Raw genomic sequence first — 17,932 nt, 5'->3', positions numbered from 1 at the left:
GATGCGTCGCGTGATGTCGTATGTTGCCCCGTGGGCGGGGGTGACCGCGCTCGCGGTGACGCTGTCATGGCTCGGCGTCCGCGACGTGGTGCGGGCGACGGTGTCCGAACGGGCCGCGCCGCCGCCGATCGCGGGCCCCGTGATCCGCGGGAGCCCGACCGCGCCGACCGCCGGTCCGACCGCGCGGCCGGACGCCGGCGGGCGCGACCGGGCACCCGGCCCGGCGGCGCCGCGGCCGCCGGGGAACGTGCGCAGCTACGCGGTGAAGGGCGGGCAGGCCGCGATGTCGCTGCGCGGCGGCGAGGTGCGGCTGGTGTCGGCGACGCCGAACCCCGGATTCGAGACCCGCGTGACGGGCGCGCGGGGCTGGCTGCGCGTCGACTTCCGCGCCGACCGCCGCACGTCGTCGATCATCGCGTCGTGGAACGGCCGCGACCCGGTGATCAGGGTGTACGAGTACTGAGTCAGGCGTCCTCCTCGCGCCCCACCGTCATGGCCTCGATGAGCCCGTCCTCGGTGAAGGCGACGGTCACCCGGTCGCCGTCCGGGGACACGCCGTCGATGGCGTCGGCGGACATCCGGATGCGGAACCCGTAGTGCGCCAGGAACCCCTGGACGACGTTGCGGTGGTCGTTCGGGAAGACCTGGGAGGCCGTCGTCAGCAGGCGCGGCGCCGCGAGCCGGTCGAACCGCGCGGCGGGCAGCGACGGGTCGTCGATGTGGAAGAAGCTCGACCCCTTCCCGTCGTTGACGGCGCAGCTGTGCACGCCGTTCCCGCCGAGCAGCGCGGCGGCCCCGATGGCCATCGTCACCGCGGCCTGCCGCGGGTCCGGGAAGCCGCTCAGGTCGAGCCGTCCCGTCACCAGCTCGGGGACGTCGTGCCGCTCGCCGTACTCGCGGATCGTGCGCAGCGGCGCGACGGCGGGCCCGTCCGGGGCCAGGTTCCCGTTGGCCCAGGCCCACAGCCAGCTGTCGTCGAGGCGGGAGAAGCTGCCGAGCAGGGTGACGCCGCGGAAGGTGCGGCCGCCGACCGTGAGGGTCCGCGCGTCGAGGTCGAACTCGACGTAGCCGTCGGTGTCGATCTCCTTGTAGAGGACGTCCTGCCGGTGGATCGCGGCGGCCGACCCCGCCCCGGCGAACAGCTCGAACTCCGTGCTGTAGTCGTCGAGGCCGGACGGGAAGCGGCTCCAGTACCGGGCGCGCCGGGCGTCGTCCCGGTGCATATAGATGTCGCCGAGCTTGCGGGCGGCGGCCTCGCTGCCGTGCTCCCGGACGGCGCGGCGGAACCACGCGGCGGCGGCGTCCTCGTCCCCCGCCCGGTCGCGTACCGTGCCGACGGCATAGGCGGCCTTCGGGTGCCCCAGGTCGGCCGCGCGCCGCCACGCCGCCTCGCGCCCGTCGAGGTCGCCCTGATCCTCGCGGACGAACCCGAGGTTGAAGGCCGCGACGGCGTTGCCGCGCTCGGCGGCGCGGCCGTACCAGGTCGCGGCGGCGTCCAGGTCGCCCTTGCCTCCATCGTCGAAGAGCCTGCCGAGGTTGAACGCCGCCTTGTCCTCCCCCCGTTCCCAGGCCCGGCGGTAGAGGTCCATGGCCTCGGCCGTCCCGTCCTTCTTCTCGAGGATCGACCCGAGGTTCAGCATGCCGCCGACGTGCCCGCCTTCGGCCGCCTGCCGGTACCACCGCTCGGCCTCCGCGAGGTCGCCCTTCTGGTCCATGGCCCAGCCGACCTCGAAGGCGCTCGCCGCGTACCCCATCTCGGCGGCCCGCCGGAACCATTCCAGTGCGCGGTCGTCCTCTTCGCGCGCCAACGCGCCCCACCCCAACTGGTGCGCGCCGCCCGGGTGGCCGGCGTCGTAGGCGCGCCGGAACAGCTCCCTGGCCTCCTCTCCCCGACCGCCGTCCAGCGCGGCCGTCCCGCGCTCGTACAGCTCGACAGACTCGGCCGGGTAACCCATGTGGCGTCCCTTCGGAAGTTCGGATGATCTTCCTGCCTGGACGCCCCCCGGCCGGTCCCGGTTCCCTTCCGCTACAGACTTCCGCGGCCGTCCGGGACCACACGGACGCGGCGGGGACGCGCGCCGGCAGGGCGGTTCCCGGCAGCTCACGGCGTCCGAGCGCGGATCCACTCGACGACGGCGTCCGCATCGACCGGACGCGCGGTATCGACCCGCAGGGTCGGGCCCAGCCCGAGCGGCCGGGCGCCGCGCCGGTCCTCCCACTCGGCGTCCGTCAGCGGCTCGCCGTGGACCGGGTGGCGCGGGTGCCGGTCCTCGAAGCGGCGCCGGGCGGTCTCCAGCGGGACGTCGCACCAGACCTCGACCGTCCGAGGGTTCCCGGCGCGGCCGAGCCCCCGCACGACCAGGCCGCGGACGTCCGGGGGCCAGCTCGACTCCAGCACCGCGCCGGCGGGCGCGTCCGCCAGCAGCGACCACATCGTCTCGCTCGCCGCCGCGCCGAGCATCGAGTTCCAGCGGCGCTGCGGCAGGCCCGGCGACTCGGTGCCCAGCACGTCGGCGTGGGTCTCCTTGATGACGTCCTTGCTGAACACCGGCAGCCCGAGGCGGGGCCCCACCTGCCGGGCGAGGGTCGTCTTCCCGGCCCCGGGCAGCCCGTTGACCAGGACGGCGAGCGGTTGCGTCATGCCGCCCCATCATGGGCCCCGCCGCGGGCGGCGTCGACGGGGCGCGCGGTCACACCGACTCGTCCACCAGGTGGGCGTTCCAGACGGCGGCCGCCTGCTCGTGGGAGTCGACGCCGGCGAAGAAGGCGTCGGCCAGGGCGGGCAGATCGGCATCGTCGACGCCCGCGACCTCGATGAACTTGGGCCGGTACACGCCGAACCCCCGGGGCGCCTGCTGCGGCCGGTACGGGACGGCCATCTTCAGCGACCGCGGGGACGACCCGTACTCGACGGACTCGACGACCAGCGCGTCGACGCGCCCCGTGTCGAGGTGGAGGTAGGCGTCGACGACGAGCGCCGCGCGGACCCAGCCGTCGCGGCCGGTGCGCAGCGCCTCCTGCCCGGCCGCCGCGGCATTCCCGACGTCGTCGTGGACCAGCCGGTCCATGCCTCGCTCGCCGTTCGGGTGCTCGTAGGCGAGCATCGGGATCAGCGTCTCGCCGTCCGAGACGCTCCAGACACCGTGGGCGGCGAAGAATCCGGCCATCGCGGCCATCTCATGCATGGTCCGGCAGCGTAGCCGCCCGGTACGACAACGCCCGTGCCGCGCACACCGCGCCGAGCGCGAGCAGGACGGCCACGGCGGCGGCCACGCGGAGGAGTCCCGCGGCGGAGGCGGGGGCCGCGAAGTAGACGCCGCCGAGCCCCGCGACCGCGACCACCCCGGCCAGCATCGGGCCGGTGGAGTTGAGCGCCGCCACCGCCGACGCGAGCCGCGGCTCCACCAGGGACGCGATCCGCGCGATGAGGGGGCTGTAGCCGGCGGCGTGCCCGGCACCGGCGAGGAACAGCAGCGGGGCGGAGGCGTACGCGTGCCACTGGTCGCGCACGAGGATCGCCAGCGCGACCGTCCCGCACGCGAAGGCGATCGGTCCCGCGACCGGGAGGGCGTCCCGCAACGGCCGCGGGTACCTGTGCCAGGTCAGGCTCAGCGCGCCGAAGCCGACGGTGTAGGGGACGAACGCCAGGCCCGCCCGGAGCGGGGAGAAGCCCAGCGCGGACTGCATGTGCAGGGTCAGGACGAGGAGGAAGACCGTGTAGCAGCCCATGACGAGCCAGCATGCGGCCAGTCCGGGCCGGACGCCTTCCGGCTTGAGCGCCGCCGGGTCCAGCAGCGGATGCCCCGCCCCGGACTCGTGCCGGACGAACGCCGCCAGCAGCGCGGCGCCGCCCGCGAGGGAGAACCACGCCCAGCCGGGGAAGCCGCGCTCGGGACCGAAGACGAGCGGGACGATGAACGCGGCCATCGCGGCGGTGAGGAGCGCCACGCCGGCGGGGTCGAGGCGCGCCCGGCCGTCGCCGCGGGAGTCCGGCAGGACGCGCGGGCCGAGCAGCAGCAGGACCGCGCCGACCGGAACGTTGATCAGGAAGACGGGGCGCCAGCCGAGGCCGAACAGGTCGGCGCCGGTGACGAGCCCGCCGGCGACCTGCCCCAGCGCGACACCGAGGGCGAGCACCATGCCGTACAGCCCGAGCGCCCGGCGCCGCGCCGCCCCGTCCCAGTGCACCTGGATCAGCGACATGACCTGCGGGATCAGGAGCGCCGCCCCCGCGCCCTGCGCGATGCGGGCGACGACGAGCACGGCCGCGTCCGGGGCCGCGCCGCACAGCAGCGACGCGCCGGTGAAGCAGCCGAGGCCGAGCAGGAACGCGCGCCGGTACCCCGCGACGTCGCCGATCCGTGCGCAGGTGACCAGCAGGACGCCCGTGGCCAGCAGGTAACCGGACACGATGAGCTGGATCGCCGTGCCGTCCGCGCCGAGGCCGGTCCGGATGCTCTGCGCGGCGACCGACACGATCGAGCCGTCCATGGAGGCCATGAGCTGCCCGGTGAGCAGGACGGCCAGCACCGCCCGTCGGCGCGGCGCCGCGGCGGCCGAATGAGGGGGGAGGGGCATGGGACCGAGCATCGGGTGCGCGCACCGGGCCGGTCTTGAAGAAATATGCGGATCGGGACTTCCGCCGCGCCGCGTAGGGTCGTGCGGGTGCGTACTGCGAAGACGGTGGTCCGGAGCCCGCACTTCGTCGTCCGGGCGGTCGAGTGCGCGGACGACCGCGCCCGCTGGTCCGGCCCCGAGGCGGCGTCCGCCGCCGAGATCGTCCTGGTGCGGCGGGGCCGGTTCCGGCTCGACCACCGGGGCGTGCGGCTGACGGCGGACACCACCACCGGCTATCTGCACCGTCCGGGGGAAGAGGTGCGCTTCGCCCATCCGGCGGGCGGCGACGCCTGCACGTCGGTCGAGTTCACCGGCGACGCCCTCACCGCTGGGATGGAGACCGCGCGCGCCCCGGCCGTCCGCGTGGACGCGCGGCTAGAACTCGCCCACCGCCTGCTCCTGCGCGCCGGGGCGGACCGGGCGTTCGCCGCCGCCGAGGCCCTCCTCGGCCTCCTCCGCCTGGTGCTCCGCGGGCAGCCCGACGACCTGCCCGCGCCGGGCCGCCGCGAGCTCGCCGACCGGGCGCGGGAGGCGGTCGCCGCCGGGGAACCGGCCGCGGCCGACCTGGTCTCGCTGGCCCGGCTGCTGGAGACGTCCCCCTCGCACCTGAGCCGGACGTTCCGCCACCACGTGGGGATGCCGCTGAGCCGGTACCGCAACCGCGTGCGGGTCAGCCGCGCCCTCGCCCGCATCGACGGGGGCGAGCGCGACCTCGCCGGCCTCGCGGCCGGCCTCGGATTCAGCGATCAGGCCCACTTCACGCGGGTCATGCGGGACGAGCTGGGCCGGACGCCCGGCCGGGTGCTGCGGGTGCTCGGCGGCGACGGCGCGCCGGAGCCGCCGGGGGCGGCGCCGTGCCGGTGAGACCGGACGCCGCCGGGACGGTCCGCCGTCAGGACGCCCGGGGGGGAGGCGGGACGGGGGCGGGGCCGCTCTGGGGGGCGATGAACATCGCGCTGGCCTCGACGGTCACGCGTCCGTCGGGGCCGCTGATGGTGCCGTCGGCGTAGACCTTGCGGCCCTCGACGCGGCCCGCCTTGGCCTCGACGGTGAGCGGGACGCCGAGCGGGGTGGGGCGGCGGTAGCGGGTCTCCAGGGTCGCGGTCATGCCGGGGGTGCCGGTCGCGGCGGCGGCCATGCCGAGCACCTGGTCCATGATCATCGCGGAGACGCCGCCGTGGACGAACGTGGGCGGGCCCTCGTACACCGCGGGCAGCGTGAACTCGGCGCGGACGATGCCGTCCTCGGAGACCTCGAAGTCCACGGGCGGGGCGATCGGGTTGAGGCGGCCGGTGACCGGGTTGGCGATCTGCCGGTCGAGCCCGCCCGCGCCGACCTCCCCGAAGGGCGGGTGGGCGCGGCGTTCCGCCGTCAGGCGGTCGGTGAGCGCCGCGACCTCGGCGGCCACCGAGGCGGCCTCGGCGGGCGCGACCTTGGTGAGGGTCATGGCCTCGGCCAGTTCCCGGATCCGGGCGGCGAGCGCGGCGAGCTTCGCCTCGTCGTCGCCGGACAGGACGTCGCGGTCCACGAGCACCTCTCTCATCGAGCCTCCTTAACCCGAACGGAATTCTAAGATGTGCCGCGACATGCCCGGTACGCCGGGGGTCTCCGTTGGGCCCCGGCAGAAGACCGTTCCGGGATAGATTCCGACGTATGACCGATCAGCCGCCCCCCGGGCCGGACCGGCCGCCGCCCCACCCGTCGCCGTACGGTCAACCATCCGGATCCCGTCCCGACTTCGCCCCGCCCGACGACCGGTCGCACGGGCAGGCCCACGGCGGTCCGGGGTACGGGCAGCAGGGCTACGGGCAGGCGGGCTACGGGCAGCAGGATTACGCGCAGCAAGGCTACGGGCAGCAGGGTCACGGGCAGCAGGGTTACGGGCAGCAGGGTTACGGGCAGCAGTACGGGTACCCCGGAGGCGGTCAAGGCGGCTGGGGCTACGGGCCGCCGCCGGGCGGGCACGCCGGAGGGCCCCACGCCGGAGGCCCCCGCGGCGGGGACGAGCCGATGTGGGCGATGTTCTGCTACCTCGGCTCGCTGATCGTCGGCTTCGTCGCGCCGCTCGCCATCTACTTCGTGAAGCGGCGCGAGTCGGCGTTCGTCCGCTACCACGCCGCCCAGGCGCTGAACTACGCGATCACGCTGATGATCCATGTCGTCGCGTGGCTGCTGGTCTCCGTGGTGCCCATGGTGATCACGGAGAACCCCGTGTTCCTCATCCCGCTCGTCGTCATGTACCTCGAGGTGCTGATCAGCCCGTTCGTCGCACTGATCATGGGCTCGGTGAAGTCGAACCGGGGCGAGTACTTCCGCATCCCGGCGTTCTTCTGCTTCCGGATGATCCGCTGACCCGGGCGGGCCGGTCCCGGCCGGCCCGCCCGGCTCACAGGTAGGACGACGCGTACTCGTCGAGGCACGGGAGCACCGTGTCGCGGTCCCCGGCGGGTACGCGCAGCACCGCCTCCTCGATGCCGAGGGAGGCGTAGTGGTCGAGCTTCCCGGCGGACGGCAGCGTCCCGAACGGGACCACGGGGACCATCGGGCGCCCGGCGTCCGCGCAGGCCCGCCGGAGCCGGGGCAGCGCCTCCCGGACGCCCGCGCCGCCGATCGGCAGCCAGCCGTCCCCGTACTCGGCGATGTGCGCGAACAGCGTGGGCCCGGCGGCGCCGCCGAGCAGCACCGGCACCCGCCCGTCCGGTTTGGGCCACGACCAGCTCGGTTCGAACGCGACGAACTCGCCTCGGAACGACGCCTCCTCGCGCGTCCACAGCTCCCGCATGGCCAGGACGTGCTCGCGCGCCACCGCCCGGCGGCGCTTCCAGGGCACGCCGTGGTCGGCGCCCTCCTCGGCGTTCCAGCCGTAGCCGACGCCGAGCGCGACGCGCCCGCCCGCGAGCCGGTCCAGAGTGGCGACGGCCTTCGCGGTGACGATCGGGTCGCGCTGGGCCGGGAGCAGGATGCCGGTGCCGAGCGTGATCCGCTCGGTGACGACGGCCGCGGCGGCGAGCGCGACGAGCGGGTCGAGCGTCCGCGCGTACTCGGCGGGCAGCGCGGCGTCGCCGGTGGGCGGCGGCGTCTCCCGCGCGACCGGGATGTGGGTGTGCTCCGGCAGGTAGAGCGACGCGAAGCCGCGCGCCTCCGCCTCCCGCGCCAGCTCGTGCGGCGGCATCGTCCGGTCGGTGGCGAACATCGTGACGCCCAGCCGCATCCCCGGCCCCCCTCTGTCGCGCGTCGGCGGCGACCACCCTAATCAAGCGGTTGCTCGGCGCCTCGGCCGGGGCTCAGAACGCGCAGACGGCGGCGGTGGCGTCGTCGTGGGGCTTGGCGCGCGGCCAGCGGACGGCCCGCGGGTCGGTGCGCTCGACCTCGCGGGTCCGCTCGACCAGGGCGGCCGGGCCGGATTCGACGGCGAGGCGGGCGAGTCCGGCCCAGTCGGTGGCGCCGAACCGGTCGGCGAGCCGGGTGGCGCCGTCGGTGAGCAGCAGCGCGTGCCGCACGTCGCGCAGCGGGACCGTCCCGGTGATCGCGGCCTCGGCGCCGGCCGGGTCGGCCCCGGCCCAGCACGCGCCGCCGGTGATCTCGCGCAGGCCGTCGCGGCAGTCCAGCAGCAGGGTCGAGTCGGCCAGCACCAGGTAGTCGAGCAGGTCGCCGCGCACCCGGACGGCCAGGACGGTCGCGGCGGGCGTCGTCGGGACGGCCAGGTCGCACGTCGCGCGGTGCGCGGCGGCGACGTCGGCGATCGCGCCGGCGAGTCGCCCCACCAGCGGCCGGTCCGCGGGGACGTGCGCGCCCTCGGGCGGCCCCACCGGCGGGCCGGCCGGCGGCCCAGGGCCGTCCAGCATCCGGGCCGGCAGGCGGGTGCCGAGGGAGCGCGCGTACCAGGCGGTGCCGTGCACGCAGCCGAGGTCGGTCCCGAGCGCGAGGCCGCAGCCGTCCAGGACGACCGCCGCGCCGGCCGCCGCCGCCACGAAGTCCTCGTTGCCGCGCCTCGGGTCGCCCTCGTCCGTCGCCCACGTGACCCGCATGGCACTCCCCTCGCCGTGTCCGGCCCCCACTATCGCGCACCGCGCGCGCCGGGCGCGGAGCCGCGACCGGATCCGGCACGCCCGCCCCCGCATACGCTGTGATCTTGAACCGAGGAGAGGAGACGCCCATGACGAACGCCGACGCCGCCGTCCGTCCCGCGGCGCCGGAGGACGTGCCCGCCGCCGTGCGCACGCTCTCGCGCGCCTTCGCCGACTACGCCTTCACCCGCCACGTGATCGCCGCCGACCGCCACGAGGAGCGGGTGCGGGAGTTCCAGGACCTGCTGCTCCGCCGGGTCGGGATGGAGTACGGGCGGGTGTGGGTGTCGGACGGCGCGCGCGCCGTGGCCGTGTGGACGACCCCCGACGCCGACCCGACCCCCGCGTTCGCCGAGCTCGGCCCCCGGATGACCGAGCTCGCCGGGGACCGCGCCGAGGCGTACGCGGCCGCCGAGGCCGCCGTCGCGCCGTTCCGTCCCGCCGAGCCGGTGTGGTTCCTCGCCACCGTCGGCGTCGACCCGGACGCGCAGGGCCGGGGGCTCGGCGCGGCGATCGTGCGGGCCGGCGTCGAGGCCGCGGAGGCCGCCGGGTACCCCGCGTTCCTGGAGACCTCCAGCGAGCGCAACGTGGCGTTCTACGAGCGGCTGGGCTTCACGACGACCGCCGAGGTGGATCTGCCGGACGGCGGCCCCCGCACCTGGTGCATGCGCCGCGGCTGAGCCTCACGGGCCGATGCGGGCGACGGCGCGGACGGGCGCGCCGTCGGCCCCCGCCAGGCGGATCGGGAACAGGGACGCCTCGATCGCCCGTCCCGGCGCCTCCAGGAGGGCGTCGAGGTTCGTCAGGTTCTCCGCGATGACGGCCCCGGCGCCGCACAGCACCCGGTGCGCCGCGAGGGTGACGTCGTCCGAGCCCGGCGCGGGCGTCGGGTCCACGCTGAGGGCGTCGATCCCGACGGTGCGGACGCCCGCCGCGACGATCGCCTCGGCCGTCGCGGGCGCGAGGTACGGGTGGTCGAGGTAGCGGCCGGTGCCCCAGTGCCGCGACCACCCGGTGGCCACGAGCAGGACGGTGCCCGGCCCGAGGCCCGCCGGGAGCGCGCCGGGCCCGATCGGGGCGCGCGGCGGCAGCCCTCGGACGTCCATGAGCGCGGCGGGCCCGGTGAAGCGGGCGAGCGGCAGCTCGTCGAGGCGGGGCAGGGAGTCGTCGATGTGGAACGGCGCGTCCACGTGGGTGCCGGACTGCGACCCCAGGTGCAGCCGCAGGACGTTCACGCCCTCCTCGGCGACCGTGAGGGCCGGAACCGCCTCGACTTCGGGGTCCCCCGGGTAGACCTGCATGCCGGTCGTGATCGGCACCGACAGGTCCACCAGCCGCATATCCATGCGGGCGATTATCCCGGCACCCGGTAGCGTTACGGCGTGTTGCCTCATGTGACAGCCATCCGATACGTGACGCCGCTGCGCGAGGGCGGGTCGCTCCCGGGCGTCGTCGAGGCCGACGACCTCGGCACGTACGTCATGAAGTTCCACGGCGCCGGGCAGGGCCGCAAGGCCCTCATCGCCGAGGTGATCGCCGGGGAACTGGCGCGCCGCCTCGGCTTCCGGGTGCCCGACCAGGTGCTCATCGACCTCGATCCGGTGATCGGGCGGCACGAGCCCGACCCGGACGTCCAGGACCTGCTGAAGGCCAGCACCGGCCGCAACCTCGGCGTCGACTTCCTGCCGGGGTCGCTGGGCTACGACCCGCTCGGCTGGACGCCCGAACCGGACTTCGCGTCCCGGCTGCTGTGGTTCGACGCCTACATCGGCAACGTCGACCGCAGCTGGCGCAACCCGAACATGCTGGTGTGGCACGGCGACGTGTGGCTGATCGACCACGGCGCGAGCCTGATCTTCCACCACGCGTGGGCGAACGCGGCGCGGCTGTTCTCCGGCCCCTACGACGTCGACGACCACGTCCTGACCCGGTACGCGACGCGCCTGGAGGCGGCGGAGGCCGAGCTGGCGCCGCGGATCACCGAGGGGATGCTGCGGGAGGTGACCGCGCTGGTGCCGGACGAGTGGCTGGAGCGGGAGCCGGGGTTCGCCGGGCCGCAGGCCGTCCGGGACGCCTACGTGGAGGTGCTGCTGCCGCGCGCCGGGAAGCCCCGCGAGTGGCTGCCGGACCTCGAGGTGTCCGGGCGCCGCCCGGACACCGGGTCGCGGCGCGGCGCGAACCGCCCCGACTGGCTCGGAGGCCCGGCATGAGCGGCGCGACCAACATCCGGCGGGCGGACGAGCCAACCGTGTTCGAGTACGCGGCGCTGCGGGTGATCCCGCGGGTGGAGCGCGGCGAGGCGATGAACGTCGGCGTGGTCGTGTACTGCCGCGCCCGCGACTACCTGGGCTGCCGCACCCACCTGGACGCGCCGCGCCTGCACGCGCTCGACGCGTCCCTCGACCTGGACGGCGTCCGGTCGGCGCTCGCGGGCGTCGACGCGGTGTGCGGGGGCGGCGAGCGGGCGGGCCAGGCGGCGGAGGAGGCCCCGGGCGCCCGGTTCCGCTGGCTGACGGCGCCGCGCAGCACGATCGTCCAGCCGGGGCCGGTGCACGCGGGCCTCACCGAGGACCCCGCCGCCGAACTCGACCGCCTCCTGCGGCTGCTGGTGCTGTAGCGGCCTCAGTCCCACTCCCAGCGGATGCCGTGGTACCCGGCGGCCATGCCGAACTCGATGTAGTGGACGCTGTGGTAGCTCGACATCCGCAGGTCCGCGGAGTCCTTGAGGGCGGTGTGGCCGTCGGGCCGCCACGTCCGGTAGCAGCGGGCGGGCAGCGTCGCGGGGTGGAACCGGACCTCGATGAGGTACTCGTGCTGCGGGGTCCGGAAGCCGCGGCCCTCCTCGGTCACCGGCGGGCCGGTCTCGTCGAAGCCGAACCCGTACTCCAGCAGGTACGTCTCGCCGCGGCCGAGGGCGCGGTCGAACAGCAGCTCGGCGGCGATGAGGCCGCTCGACTCGTCCATCCGGACGCGCCCGAAGCGGCAGCCGCGGGCCGTCCGGGACGACGGGAGGATGCCGTGCGGGTGGTGGTAGACGGCGATCCAGCGGTCCACGCCGCGCTGCTGGGCCTGGAACACCGCGCGGGTGCGGATCTCGCGCAGCTCCCGGCGGCAGCCGATGATGTGCTGGTCGTGCAGGCTGAGCCCGGTGAGCTGCCGCTCGCCGCGGTCGCCGATCTCGTCGAGCAGGTCGCGGACGCCGGGCTCGGGGCAGAGCTCCTCGACGGACTGCCACGGCCCGGCGGAGCGGTCGGCGGACGGGCGCAGCAGCGTCAGCAGGGAGTGGCGCGGCAGTTCGAGGATGGCCTCCAGGCCGCGGACGGCGCGCAGCGAGTCGGCGCGCTCGGGCCGGGTGCGGCCGCGCTGCCAGTAGCTCAGGGTGGAGAGGCTGACGGCGATGCCCTGCTCCTCCAGGCGGCGGCGCAGCGACTCCAGGCTCAGGCCGCGCGCCTGGATGGCGGCCTGGAGGGCGACGTTGAAGGGACCGTACTGCAGGACCTGGAGAAGATCGTCCTCGGCGACACTCTGCACTGCTGGGCCTCCGGATCCGGTCCGGCCGGCCCCCGTGAAACGGCCTTGACTCGTGGATTTTCCGCTTCCGCGCTCACTGTAAGGCGCCTCGTCCCCCGAGTCGACCGGCAAAGGTTCACAACGGCGCCGCGTTTCCCACCGCACTGTCAGTGCCACTCCCATTCCAGGCCGACGATACCGCGCCGCACGTTCGCGACCGCGAGGTTCGCGCTGCCGGACGTCCCGACCCACAGCTCCCCGAGGCGGTTGCGGGGCCCGTCGGCGGTCTCGGCGGTGAAGCCGTAGCAGCGGGCCGGGAGCCGCTCGCCGTCGAACTGGACGACCGCGACGTACTGCTGGACGGGGTGCGGGAAGCGGCGGTCGTAGCCGCCGGGCGCGCCGGCCCCCGCGGGGACGGTGACGGGGCCGAGGTCGTACTCGACGACGGCGGTGTCCCCGGCCGCCAGCACCCGGTCGAAGACGAGCTCGAACGCGACCAGGCCGTCCCCGGCGCGGATCCGCCCGGGACGGCAGTAGCGGGCGGCGGCGAGGCCGGACGCGGCGCAGCCGCCGGGGCCGCCGTCCCCGGCGGGGCCCGTGCCGTGGACGCAGACGACGCGGTCGATGTCGTCCCCGGCGGCGCGCAGCACGGCCCGCACCGACAGCGTCCAGGTGCGGCCCGTCTCGTCCAGCCGGTAGACGTCGTGGACGCCGAGCCGTTCGAGGCGGTGGTCGCCGGACCGGTCGAGCTGGCCGACGAGGCGGGCGTAGCCGTCGGGGTCGGGCCACAGGCCGCTCGCGAACGCGGCCGCCCCGGCGGACGGGCCCGCGGCGAGGGCGCCCCGGCCCGCGGCGGGCCGCGCGACCTCCCCGGCGACGGGGGCGGTCTCGTCGAGCAGGGCGGTCAGGGTGCCCGGCGCGACGCCGAGGACGTCCTCCAGGGACTCGACGACGGCGCGGGACCGGGGCCGGCTGCGGCCGCGCTGCCAGTAGCTGAGGGTGGCCACGCTGACGGTCAGCCCGCTGCGCTCCAGCCGGTGCCGGACGCGTTCCAGGGTGAGACCGCTGGCCTGGATGGCCTGCCGCAACGCCCCGGCGAATTCCACGGCCCGGATGCTACCGTTTCGGACCGTTCCCGTCAGGTATCGGGGAGTAATCGGGCAGGGAAGAACAAACCTCTAGAACAGGATGGACATGAACGATCCGGTCTCCACGAAGCCGACCCGGCGGTAGGCGGCCCGCGCCCGCGCGTTGTAGTCGTTGACGTACAGCGACACCGTCGGCGCGATGCCGCGCAGCGACTCGGCGACCACCGCGGCCATCCCGGACACCGACAGCCCCCGGCCGCGCATGTCCGGCGGGACCCACACCCCCTGCACCTGGCACGCGTGCGGCGTCACCGCCCCGATCTCGGCCTTGAACAGGACGCGGCCGTCCTCGATCCGGGCGAACGCCCGCCCGTCCCGGATCAGCTCCGCGACCCGCGACCGGTACAGCACTCCCCCGTCGCCGGCGTTGGGCGAGACCCCGACCTCCTCGGTGAACATCGACACGCACGCCGGATAGACGACGTCGAAGTCCTCCATCCGCACCCGCCGGACGGCCGGGTCGGGCTCGACGTCCGGCATCCGCGACGTCGCCATCACCGGCTGCACCGCCCGCACCGCCCGCGGCGGCCCCCAGTACGGCTCGAGGATCCGCCAGAGCGCGCCGACCGTGTCGACCGGCCCGACGATGGACGAGCAGCGCCGCCCCTGCGCCCGCGCCCGCTCGCCGAACGCGCGGACGGCGTCCGGGCAGGCGGCGACCGGGATCAGGTTCGCGCCCGAGTAGCACAGCGACACCAGCCGCCCGTCGCGCAGGTAGCCCCACATCTGGGCGCCGAGCCGCCGCGGGTCGAGCCCGGCGGCGTGCACCCGCGAACCCACGAACACGTTCGCGACGGGGTCGGCGTCGAGGATCGCCAGCGCGTCGCGCCGGTGCCGGTCGTCCAGCACCCGCACGGGCGCCGAGCCGAGCATGCGCACCGCCGCTACCCGCCCCGGGCCGGGGACGCGCCCCGCACGGCGGCCTTCACCACTGAAAGCACCACGTGGCCAAGCCTATGCGGTCCCGGGCCCGATCACCTCAACCGGCTCCCGTCCGGCCACCGGTCAGGCGGCGGGCCCGCGCGGCTCCTCCGGCCGGTCGTGCCGCACGGGCACGGGCGGCGGTCCCGCCGGGCACGTCGCGTCCGGGCCGGGGCGGCTCGCGGGCAGCTCGCCGCGCCCCAGGTAGGCGGCGACGGCCCGGTCGACGCAGGCGTCGCCGGTCAGCGTGACGCCGTGGTTCCCGCCGCCCTCCTGCACCAGCAGCCGGGAGGTGGGGAACCTGAGGTGCGTCTCCGCGGCGCCCGGGTACGGGGTCGCGGCGTCCTCCGACGCCTGGACGAGCAGGATCGGCGGCATCGACGCGCTCCCCCACACGTCCGGGCGCGGCCCGCCGCCCACCTCCCAGAACGCGCACGGCGCGTTGTACCAGGTGTTGCTCCAGGTCTCGAAGCGGTGCCCCGTCCGGTACAGGCGCTCGGCGTCGGCGCGCCAGTCGGACCAGTCGCGCGGCCACGGCCCGTCGCGGCACTCCACGGCGGTGTAGACGGCGTAGCCGTTGAGGTCGAGCCGGCTCGGCGGCTTCCAGGCGGCGCGCAGCGGGGCCGGGTCGCCGCGGACGGCGTACGCCGACAGGGCGCGCGCGTGGGCGTCCCACGAGTTCTGGGCGTAGCCGTCGGCGAGGAAGAGGCCGTCCAGTTCCGCGGGGCCGACCAGGCCGCCGATCGGCTCGGCCTCCAGCTCGGCGCGCGCCCGGTCGTAGGCGGCGCGGACGTCCGCGGCGGTCGTCCCGAGCCGGTAGGTCGCGTGGTGGCGGGCGATCCAGGCGAAGAAGGCGCCGATGCGCTCCTCGAACGCGACGTTCTGGTCGAGGTTGTTCTGGTACCAGGCGCCGCTCGGCCGGGGCACGCTGTCGAGGACCATCCGGTCGACGCGGTGGGGGAACATCGTCGCGTAGACCGCGCCGAGGTAGGCGCCGTAGGAGTACCCGAAGTAGTCGATCGTCTCCTGCCCGAGGGCGCGGCGGATCGCGTCGAGGTCGCGGGCCCAGTCGGCGGTGCCCATGTGCGGCAGCAGCTCGCCGTGCTCCGCCGCGCACGAGCGCGCGAAGGCGCGGGCCCGCTCCACCCACGCCCGCTCCTCCGCCGCGTCCGCCGGGACGGGGTCGGGCATCGCGCGGCCCGGGTCGCGGTACGACTCGTCGCAGCTCAGGGCGGGCTCGCTGGCGCCGACGCCGCGCGGGTCGAACCCGATCCAGTCGTAGGCCGCGGCGACGTCGTCCGGCAGCGCGGACGCGAACATGGCGGGGAGGTCGCGCCCGTACGCGCCCGGCCCGCCCCGGTTGAGCAGGACGGCGCCCTTGGACTCGGGCGCGGTGTGCGGGGCGCGGCTCAGGGCCAGCGTGAGCTGCGGCCCGCCGGGGTGGGCGTGGTCGACGGGGACGCGGATCTCGGCGCACTGCAGGCCCTTGAGGCGCGCGCCCGCGACGGGGTCTTCGGCCGGGCAGGGCCTCCACTCGATCCCGGCGGGCGGCGGGGCGAGGTCGGCGGACACGGGCGCGACCGGCGGGGTCGGCCCGCCGGCGCCCGCGAACGCGAGGGCGAGCGCGGCGGCGGCCGTCCCGGCGGCGGCCCGCTTGCCGGTTCCGCGGACGGGGACCCCGCGGGGACGGGCCCCGCGGGGCCGGGTTCCGCGCGCGAGGGCCCTGCGGGCTGCGTGGTTCGGCACTTTCGCTTTCTATCGGCCGCACCGCCGCGGCCCGCCGAACCGGGGATCGCGCGTTTCCCTCCCGAACCGGGAGGTCCCGCCCGATCCTGACCGGGTCCCGCCCGATCCTGACCGGGTCCCGGCCGTGCGGCCGGGACCCGGTCACGCGGCTGCTACGGGCGTCCGACCGGAAGGTCCTTGCCCGCACCGGCACCGGCGGCCTTCAGCTGAACGGCCGTCGGGTCCGGGTCGTTCAGCGCCGGGACGGCGGCGCAGGTCGCGTCCGCGCCGCGGCGGCTCTCCGGCAGCGCGCCGGTGTCGAGGTAGGCCGCGACCTTGTCGTCCAGGCAGACGTTGCCGTTGAGCGTGTTGGAGTGGGTCTTGCCGCCCTCCTCCACCACCAGGCGGGACGACGGGAACACCTTGTGCATCGCGAAGCCGCCCTCGACCGGGGTCGCGGCGTCCTGCGACGACTGCACGAGCAGGATGCCGGGCAGCTTCTTGCTCCCCTTCAGCCGGTACTCCGGCCCGCCCTGGAACGGCCAGAAAGCGACGGGCGCGTTGAACCAGACGTTGCTCCAGGTGTTGAAGCGGTAGCCCTGCCGCACGAGCTTCACCGCGTCGTTGTGCCACTTGGACCAGTTGCGCGGCCAGCGGGCGTCCGCGGCCTGCACGGCGTTGTAGACGGCGAAGGAGTTGTCGTCGCCGCCGGTGCTCAGCCAGCCGAGCAGCCCGGACGGGTCCCGGTCGTTCGCCCACGCCGAGAGGGCCTCGCCGAACGGGATGTAGTACGCGGTGTTGTACCCGGCGCTGAGCACGATGTCGTCCAGCTCGCTGGGGCCGATCCGGCCGCCGATCGGCGACTTCTCCGCGGCGGCCCGCACCTCGTAGTACTTGGCCTCGACCTTCTCCCGGGTGTCGCCGAGGCGGTAGACCGAGTCCCACTCGGCGAGCCACGCGAACCAGGACTTGATGTTGCGCTCGAACGCCTTGTTCTGCTCGAGCTGCGAGTCGTACCAGATGTTCTTCGGGTTGACGTTGCCGTCCATCACCATGCGCTTCACCCGCTCGGGGAAGAGCGAGGCGTAGGTGGCGCCGAGGTAGGTGCCGTAGGAGAAGCCGTACCAGCTGATCTTCTCCTGGCCGAGGGCGCGGCGGATCGCGTCGACGTCGCGGGCGGCGTCGGTGGTGCGCATGTTCGGCAGGAGGTCGCCGAACTTCTCGGCGCAGTCCCGCGCGTACTTCTTCGACTTGGCGAGCCAGGCCCGCTCCTCCCGCCACGACGCGGGCACGTAGTCGGGCCGGATCGGGTCGGAGAAGTGCGGGTCGCAGGAGAGGCTGGGCTCGCTGGAGCCGACGCCGCGCGGGTCGAAGCCGATGATGTCGTACTTGGCCGCGACGTCGGCGTGGCCGGTGCCGGCGATCCAGCGGGCGAGCGCGGGCGCGTACGCGAGGCCGCTGCCGCCGGGGCCGCCCGGGTTCACGAACAGGACGCCCTGGTAGTTCGCCTCATCGGTGTGCTTGAACCGCGACACCGCGATGGAGATCTTCCGGCCGCCGGGCTTCGCGTGGTCCAGCGGGACCTCGACCGTGCCGCACTGCGCGTTGTTCATCGGGTCGTCCGGCCCGCTCACCTCGCAGGTGCCCCAGTCGATCGAACCGGGCGCGGCGGGCGCGGCGGCGCCGGCCGTCCGGCCGGTGTCCGCGCTCGCGGGCACGGCGGCGCCGAGGCCGCCGGCCGCCACGACCGCGGCGGCCGTGACGAGAAGAACCTTTTTCAACCTGACCCCCTCAGATCGGCGGCTCCGGGCGCCGCGAGGGCGCCGGAGGGGGAGCTGCGCCGATACGTAGCGGATGCATGAATTGCGGGGTGATTGTGGCGGTTCCGCCCCCTTTGCGGGCAGAGGCAGCCGCAGAGGGATGCGGAACCGTGACAAGATCAGC

General features: G+C 75.4%; 19 protein-coding genes. 6 read left to right on the top strand and 13 right to left on the bottom strand.

The genetic code is table 11. The annotated features are described in order from the left end of the window. Position 1 precedes the first annotated feature (1 nt). Positions 2-463 carry a hypothetical protein gene (locus H505_RS0133700; protein ID WP_034521244.1) on the top strand — a complete coding sequence of 154 codons (462 nt, stop codon included), beginning with the start codon at positions 2-4 and terminating at the stop codon, positions 461-463. 1 nt (position 464) lies between these two features. On the opposite strand, the gene H505_RS48330 is transcribed toward H505_RS0133700, so the two are convergent. From H505_RS48330 to H505_RS46170, 4 genes are all read right to left on the bottom strand, one after another. Beyond that, positions 465-1,955, bottom strand: a complete 1,491-nt coding sequence (locus H505_RS48330) for a tetratricopeptide repeat protein (protein ID WP_051301477.1) — start codon at positions 1,953-1,955, stop codon at positions 465-467. A 146-nt stretch (positions 1,956-2,101) separates the two neighbouring features. Further along, the gene (locus tag H505_RS46175; RefSeq protein ID WP_034521243.1) at positions 2,102-2,641 is read right to left on the bottom strand and encodes a P-loop nucleotide/nucleoside kinase family protein; all 540 of its coding nucleotides are present in this window, start codon (positions 2,639-2,641) and stop codon (positions 2,102-2,104) included. A 49-nt stretch (positions 2,642-2,690) separates the two neighbouring features. After that, positions 2,691-3,185 carry a hypothetical protein gene (locus H505_RS0133685; RefSeq protein WP_157433240.1) on the bottom strand — a complete coding sequence of 165 codons (495 nt, stop codon included), beginning with the start codon at positions 3,183-3,185 and terminating at the stop codon, positions 2,691-2,693. After that, positions 3,178-4,578 carry an MFS transporter gene (locus H505_RS46170; RefSeq protein WP_034521242.1) on the bottom strand — a complete coding sequence of 467 codons (1,401 nt, stop codon included), beginning with the start codon at positions 4,576-4,578 and terminating at the stop codon, positions 3,178-3,180. Before H505_RS46170 ends, H505_RS0133685 begins: the two co-directional genes overlap by 8 nt. A gap of 87 nt (positions 4,579-4,665) precedes the next feature. On the opposite strand from H505_RS46170, the gene H505_RS0133675 reads away from it, so the two are divergent. Then, positions 4,666-5,481, top strand: coding sequence for a helix-turn-helix domain-containing protein (locus H505_RS0133675; protein ID WP_026405449.1), 816 nt, complete (start codon positions 4,666-4,668; stop codon positions 5,479-5,481). A 28-nt stretch (positions 5,482-5,509) separates the two neighbouring features. On the opposite strand, the gene H505_RS46165 is transcribed toward H505_RS0133675, so the two are convergent. Continuing rightward, positions 5,510-6,160 carry a PaaI family thioesterase gene (locus H505_RS46165; RefSeq protein ID WP_064743766.1) on the bottom strand — a complete coding sequence of 217 codons (651 nt, stop codon included), beginning with the start codon at positions 6,158-6,160 and terminating at the stop codon, positions 5,510-5,512. A 110-nt stretch (positions 6,161-6,270) separates the two neighbouring features. On the opposite strand from H505_RS46165, the gene H505_RS50390 reads away from it, so the two are divergent. Next, positions 6,271-6,969 (top strand): DUF4870 domain-containing protein, encoded by a 699-nt coding sequence (locus tag H505_RS50390; RefSeq protein ID WP_157433239.1) that lies wholly within the window; start codon positions 6,271-6,273, stop codon positions 6,967-6,969. 34 nt (positions 6,970-7,003) lie between these two features. Here H505_RS50390 and H505_RS0133660 read toward each other — a convergent pair whose 3' ends face one another. Both H505_RS0133660 and H505_RS0133655 read right to left on the bottom strand, forming a co-directional pair. Then, the gene (locus H505_RS0133660; RefSeq protein ID WP_026405448.1) at positions 7,004-7,828 is read right to left on the bottom strand and encodes a TIGR03619 family F420-dependent LLM class oxidoreductase; all 825 of its coding nucleotides are present in this window, start codon (positions 7,826-7,828) and stop codon (positions 7,004-7,006) included. Positions 7,829-7,901: 73 nt separating this feature from the next. After that, positions 7,902-8,645 carry a hypothetical protein gene (locus H505_RS0133655; RefSeq protein WP_026405447.1) on the bottom strand — a complete coding sequence of 248 codons (744 nt, stop codon included), beginning with the start codon at positions 8,643-8,645 and terminating at the stop codon, positions 7,902-7,904. A gap of 128 nt (positions 8,646-8,773) precedes the next feature. On the opposite strand from H505_RS0133655, the gene H505_RS0133650 reads away from it, so the two are divergent. Beyond that, on the top strand, positions 8,774-9,364 hold the full coding sequence (locus H505_RS0133650) for a GNAT family N-acetyltransferase (RefSeq protein WP_026405446.1): 591 nt from the start codon (positions 8,774-8,776) through the stop codon (positions 9,362-9,364). 3 nt (positions 9,365-9,367) lie between these two features. On the opposite strand, the gene H505_RS0133645 is transcribed toward H505_RS0133650, so the two are convergent. After that, complete coding sequence (locus H505_RS0133645) at positions 9,368-10,024, bottom strand: cyclase family protein (protein ID WP_034521239.1); 657 nt, start codon at positions 10,022-10,024, stop codon at positions 9,368-9,370. Positions 10,025-10,066: 42 nt separating this feature from the next. On the opposite strand from H505_RS0133645, the gene H505_RS0133640 reads away from it, so the two are divergent. Both H505_RS0133640 and H505_RS0133635 read left to right on the top strand, forming a co-directional pair. Beyond that, the gene (locus tag H505_RS0133640; RefSeq protein WP_026405444.1) at positions 10,067-10,894 is read left to right on the top strand and encodes a HipA family kinase; all 828 of its coding nucleotides are present in this window, start codon (positions 10,067-10,069) and stop codon (positions 10,892-10,894) included. Then, a complete protein-coding gene (locus tag H505_RS0133635) occupies positions 10,891-11,301 on the top strand; it encodes a DUF3037 domain-containing protein (protein WP_051301473.1) in 411 nt (136 codons plus the stop codon). The genes H505_RS0133640 and H505_RS0133635 overlap by 4 nt, the downstream gene beginning before the upstream one ends. Before the next feature lie 5 nt (positions 11,302-11,306). Here H505_RS0133635 and H505_RS0133630 read toward each other — a convergent pair whose 3' ends face one another. From H505_RS0133630 to H505_RS46150, 5 genes are all read right to left on the bottom strand, one after another. Further along, positions 11,307-12,215, bottom strand: a complete 909-nt coding sequence (locus H505_RS0133630) for a hypothetical protein (protein ID WP_026405442.1) — start codon at positions 12,213-12,215, stop codon at positions 11,307-11,309. Positions 12,216-12,361: 146 nt separating this feature from the next. After that, positions 12,362-13,300 (bottom strand): helix-turn-helix domain-containing protein, encoded by a 939-nt coding sequence (locus H505_RS0133625; RefSeq protein WP_125617609.1) that lies wholly within the window; start codon positions 13,298-13,300, stop codon positions 12,362-12,364. 72 nt (positions 13,301-13,372) lie between these two features. Next, positions 13,373-14,215: a GNAT family N-acetyltransferase gene (locus tag H505_RS0133620; RefSeq protein ID WP_026405440.1), complete on the bottom strand. Its 843-nt coding sequence runs from the start codon at positions 14,213-14,215 to the stop codon at positions 13,373-13,375. A gap of 132 nt (positions 14,216-14,347) precedes the next feature. After that, a complete protein-coding gene (locus H505_RS46155) occupies positions 14,348-16,009 on the bottom strand; it encodes an alpha/beta fold hydrolase (protein WP_084551130.1) in 1,662 nt (553 codons plus the stop codon). A 152-nt stretch (positions 16,010-16,161) separates the two neighbouring features. Continuing rightward, positions 16,162-17,769 (bottom strand): alpha/beta hydrolase, encoded by a 1,608-nt coding sequence (locus H505_RS46150; RefSeq protein WP_034521236.1) that lies wholly within the window; start codon positions 17,767-17,769, stop codon positions 16,162-16,164. Positions 17,770-17,932 lie beyond the last annotated feature (163 nt).

This window comes from Actinomadura rifamycini DSM 43936 (genome assembly GCF_000425065.1).
Taxonomy (GTDB): Bacteria; Actinomycetota; Actinomycetes; order Streptosporangiales; family Streptosporangiaceae; genus Spirillospora; species Spirillospora rifamycini.
This window is presented reverse-complemented; position numbering and strand designations above follow the sequence as displayed.

Coding starts and splice junctions, on each gene's coding strand:
- H505_RS46170 (WP_034521242.1), bottom strand. CDS start 4,578: ATGCCCCTCCCCCCTCATTCGGCCGCCGCGGCGCCGCGCCGACGGGCG.
- H505_RS48330 (WP_051301477.1), bottom strand. CDS start 1,955: ATGGGTTACCCGGCCGAGTCTGTCGAGCTGTACGAGCGCGGGACGGCC.
- H505_RS46165 (WP_064743766.1), bottom strand. CDS start 6,160: ATGAGAGAGGTGCTCGTGGACCGCGACGTCCTGTCCGGCGACGACGAG.
- H505_RS0133700 (WP_034521244.1), top strand. CDS start 2: ATGCGTCGCGTGATGTCGTATGTTGCCCCGTGGGCGGGGGTGACCGCG.
- H505_RS50390 (WP_157433239.1), top strand. CDS start 6,271: ATGACCGATCAGCCGCCCCCCGGGCCGGACCGGCCGCCGCCCCACCCG.
- H505_RS46175 (WP_034521243.1), bottom strand. CDS start 2,641: ATGACGCAACCGCTCGCCGTCCTGGTCAACGGGCTGCCCGGGGCCGGG.
- H505_RS0133645 (WP_034521239.1), bottom strand. CDS start 10,024: ATGCGGCTGGTGGACCTGTCGGTGCCGATCACGACCGGCATGCAGGTC.
- H505_RS0133685 (WP_157433240.1), bottom strand. CDS start 3,185: ATGCATGAGATGGCCGCGATGGCCGGATTCTTCGCCGCCCACGGTGTC.
- H505_RS0133620 (WP_026405440.1), bottom strand. CDS start 14,215: ATGCTCGGCTCGGCGCCCGTGCGGGTGCTGGACGACCGGCACCGGCGC.
- H505_RS0133660 (WP_026405448.1), bottom strand. CDS start 7,828: ATGCGGCTGGGCGTCACGATGTTCGCCACCGACCGGACGATGCCGCCG.
- H505_RS0133650 (WP_026405446.1), top strand. CDS start 8,774: ATGACGAACGCCGACGCCGCCGTCCGTCCCGCGGCGCCGGAGGACGTG.
- H505_RS0133655 (WP_026405447.1), bottom strand. CDS start 8,645: ATGCGGGTCACGTGGGCGACGGACGAGGGCGACCCGAGGCGCGGCAAC.
- H505_RS0133635 (WP_051301473.1), top strand. CDS start 10,891: ATGAGCGGCGCGACCAACATCCGGCGGGCGGACGAGCCAACCGTGTTC.